Here is a 3,135-nt window from a genome sequence, read left to right as displayed (position 1 = left end):
GCACGGCGGAAGGCGAGCCGTTCTCGGAGGAGCAGTTCGCGTCGCTGATGGGCCTCGCCAAGAAAGGCATTTCGCGCTTGGTCAGCCTGCAGCAGATGGCGGTGGCGTAGGTTTCGAATGCCGAGCCTGGGCACCCCCCTCTGGCCTGCCGGCCATCTCCCCCTCAAGGGGGGAGATTGGATATACGGCCGGCCTTCGCCAATTATCGGCGGTGCAAGGGGTGCAGCGGCACGAGAACTGCCAATCTCCCCCCTTGAGGGGGAGATGGCCGGCAGGCCAGAGGGGGGTGCCTCGTGACACCCTCGGCAATTTTGGAATCAGCGCTCTACGTCACCGACCTACACGCTGCCGAGCAATTCTATGCCGACGTGCTCGGCCTCGACCTGATCGGCAGGGTCGAAGGCCGCCACGTCTTCTTCCGCTGCGGGACGGGCGTGCTGCTGCTGTTCAACGCCGAGGCGACCAAGATCCCGCCGGCACCCGATGCCAGGCTGAAGGTGCCGCCGCATGGCACAGTGGGCGAGGGCCATCTTTGCTTTGCCGCGAGCGCGGAGGAGATTGCCGGTTGGCGCCAGCACCTCGCGGCGAAAGATGTCGCCATCGAAAGCGACTTCGAATGGCCGCAAGGCGGGCGCTCGATCTATTTTCGCGACCCTTCGGGCAATTCGATCGAATTCGCCGAGCCAAGGATCTGGGGCCTGTGATGCATTCTTTGAACGGACACAAGATCGTCGTTGCCAGCCACAATGAAGGCAAGCTGCGCGAGTTCGCCGACCTGATGGCGCCATTCGGCTTCGAGGCGAAATCGGCCAAGGAGTACGGCCTGCCCGAGCCGGACGAGACCGGCACGACGTTCGAGGAGAACGCCTACATCAAGGCATATGCCGCGGCCAAGGCCACCGGCCTGCCGGCGCTGTCCGACGATTCCGGCCTCTGCGTCGACGCGCTAGACGGCGCGCCCGGCGTCTACACCGCCAACTGGGCCGAGACGCCCGACGGCAGCCGCGACTTCGGCATGGCCATGCAGCGCACCGAGGTGGCGCTGCAGGAAGTCGGCGCGGCTGAAGCCGCGCAGCGCGCGGGCCGCTTCGTCGCTGTCATCTGCCTGGCGTTTCCCGACGGCGAGGCCGAATATTATCGCGGCGAGGCCGAAGGCACGCTGGTGTGGCCGCCGCGCGGCACGCTCGGCTTCGGCTACGATCCGGTGTTCCTGCCCAATGGTTTCGAAAAGACCTTCGGCGAGATGAGCGCCGAGCAAAAGCACGGCTGGAAGCCCGGCCAGCCGACGGCGCTGTCGCACCGCGCCCGCGCCTTCCAGAAATTCGCCAAAGCGCGGCTGGGCTCGGCCTGAGATGCTGCTCGACCGCGGCCCCGGCTTCGGCGTCTACATCCATTGGCCGTTCTGCGCGGCCAAATGCCCCTATTGCGACTTCAACAGCCATGTCCGCCACCAGCCGGTCGACCAGGAACGCTTTGCGCGCGCGTTCGAGGCGGAACTGGCGACGATGCGCGCCCGCACCGGGCCGCGCGAGGTGACCAGCATCTTCCTCGGCGGCGGCACACCGTCGCTAATGAAGCCGGAAACGGTGGCCACCGTGCTGGACGCCGTGGCAAGGAACTGGACGGTGCCCAGCGGCATCGAGGTGACGCTGGAGGCCAATCCCTCCTCGGTGGAGGCCGAACGCTTCCGCGGCTACCGAACGGCGGGCGTCAACCGGGTGTCGCTCGGCGTGCAGGCGCTGAACGACAAGGATCTGCGTTTCCTCGGCCGGCTGCACAATGTCGAGGAGGCGCTGCACGCCATCGGTCTCGCCCGCGAGATCTTTCCGCGCCTCTCCTTCGACCTGATCTATGCCCGGCCGGGCCAGACGCCGGAGGGCTGGCAGGCCGAGCTCGAGCAGGCGATCGGCCATGCCGCCGACCATCTTTCGCTCTACCAGCTGACGATCGAGGAAGGCACGCCGTTCCACGCGCTGCACGCGGCGAAGAAGTTCACCATTCCCGACAACGACCATGCCGCCGATCTCTACGCGCTGACGCAGGAGGTGACCGCCGCGCATGGGCTGCCGGCCTACGAGATTTCCAACCATGCCAGGCCTGGCGCGGAAAGCCGGCACAATCTGACCTACTGGCGCTACGGCGAATATGTCGGCGTCGGCCCCGGCGCGCATGGCCGATTCGTTGAGAACGGGCGCCGCACGGTGACGATCGCCGAGAGGATGCCGGAGACCTGGGCCAATCTGGTCGAGGCCAGGGGCCATGGCGTCACCGGCGGCGAGATTTTGACGCGCTCGGAAGAGGCCGACGAGTTCCTGCTAATGGGGCTGAGGCTGGCCGAAGGCATCGACCTGTCGCGCTACGAGGCGTTTTCCGGACGCGGCCTGTCAAGCGCGCGACTGGCGGTGCTGCAGGAAGAAGGGCTTGTCGCGCCGGTCGGCAATTCGCGGCTGCGGGCGACGACGGCCGGGATGATCGTGCTGGATGCCGTGGTGGCGGACCTGGCGCGCTAAGCCCGAAAGTGGATACCGGTTTTCGGACAAGATCATGCTTGAGTAACAACCCTTGAAGAACGTCCTCTTCGTCTGCAGCCAGAACCGCTTGCGCAGCCCGACGGCCGAGCAGGTGTTTTCCAAACGCAGGGATATCGAGGTCGAATCCGCCGGCACCAATCACGACGCCGACAATCCGCTGACGCATGAGCTCGTCGCCTGGGCCGACATCATCTTCGTGATGGAAAAGGCGCACCGCGCCAAGCTGCAGAAGAAATTCCGGTCGAGCCTGAAGAAGGCGCGGTTAATCTGCCTCGACATCCCGGACGACTATGAATTCATGGATCCGGAGCTGGTGCAGCTTCTGGAAGCGAAAGTGTCGCGGTATCTCTAAGGGATACCGCCGTCCCCCCCGCGTTCGAGAGCCGTCCGCGCCCGTCGCACCGCACTAAGCGTCGTGCTTGTGGCGGTGTTTGGCGCGGTCCTTCTCGGCGAGCGCCTCTCCGGAGCGAACTGGCTTGGCGTTTTCCTTATCGCGGCGGGGGCGGTGCTGGTCGCTTATCGGGGATAGCGGCACGCCTTCGCGGGCGGTTTTGGTTTCGAGACGGCTGATGAAGATATCGAAGCGATTGGGCATCGTCCGGTC

The 3,135-nt window shown here is 65.7% G+C and carries 4 protein-coding genes and 2 pseudogenes; all 6 read left to right on the top strand.

What is annotated here, in order from left to right:
• A pseudogene (locus tag EN742_RS29580) lies at positions 1 to 110 on the top strand (ribonuclease PH); the annotation flags it as partial.
• Between the two features lie 183 nt (positions 111 to 293).
• Positions 294 to 704, top strand: a complete 411-nt coding sequence (locus EN742_RS29570; RefSeq protein WP_126057285.1) for a VOC family protein — start codon at positions 294 to 296, stop codon at positions 702 to 704.
• The gene (rdgB, locus tag EN742_RS29565) at positions 704 to 1,351 is read left to right on the top strand and encodes an RdgB/HAM1 family non-canonical purine NTP pyrophosphatase (protein WP_126057286.1); all 648 of its coding nucleotides are present in this window, start codon (positions 704 to 706) and stop codon (positions 1,349 to 1,351) included. The genes EN742_RS29570 and rdgB overlap by 1 nt, the downstream gene beginning before the upstream one ends.
• Before the next feature lies 1 nt (position 1,352).
• Positions 1,353 to 2,510 (top strand): radical SAM family heme chaperone HemW, encoded by a 1,158-nt coding sequence (gene hemW, locus EN742_RS29560; RefSeq protein ID WP_126057287.1) that lies wholly within the window; start codon positions 1,353 to 1,355, stop codon positions 2,508 to 2,510.
• A 52-nt stretch (positions 2,511 to 2,562) separates the two neighbouring features.
• A complete protein-coding gene (locus EN742_RS29555; protein ID WP_126057288.1) occupies positions 2,563 to 2,883 on the top strand; it encodes a low molecular weight protein tyrosine phosphatase family protein in 321 nt (106 codons plus the stop codon).
• A 34-nt stretch (positions 2,884 to 2,917) separates the two neighbouring features.
• Positions 2,918 to 3,060 (top strand): annotated as a pseudogene (locus tag EN742_RS29550) (EamA family transporter); the annotation flags it as partial.
• Between the last annotated feature and the right edge of the window lie 75 nt (positions 3,061 to 3,135).

It is taken from the genome of Mesorhizobium sp. M4A.F.Ca.ET.020.02.1.1 (assembly GCF_004022645.1).
Classification (GTDB): domain Bacteria; phylum Pseudomonadota; class Alphaproteobacteria; order Rhizobiales; family Rhizobiaceae; genus Mesorhizobium.
The sequence above is the reverse complement of the archived record's forward strand: the minus strand, read 5'-3'. Positions and strand labels throughout refer to the sequence as shown.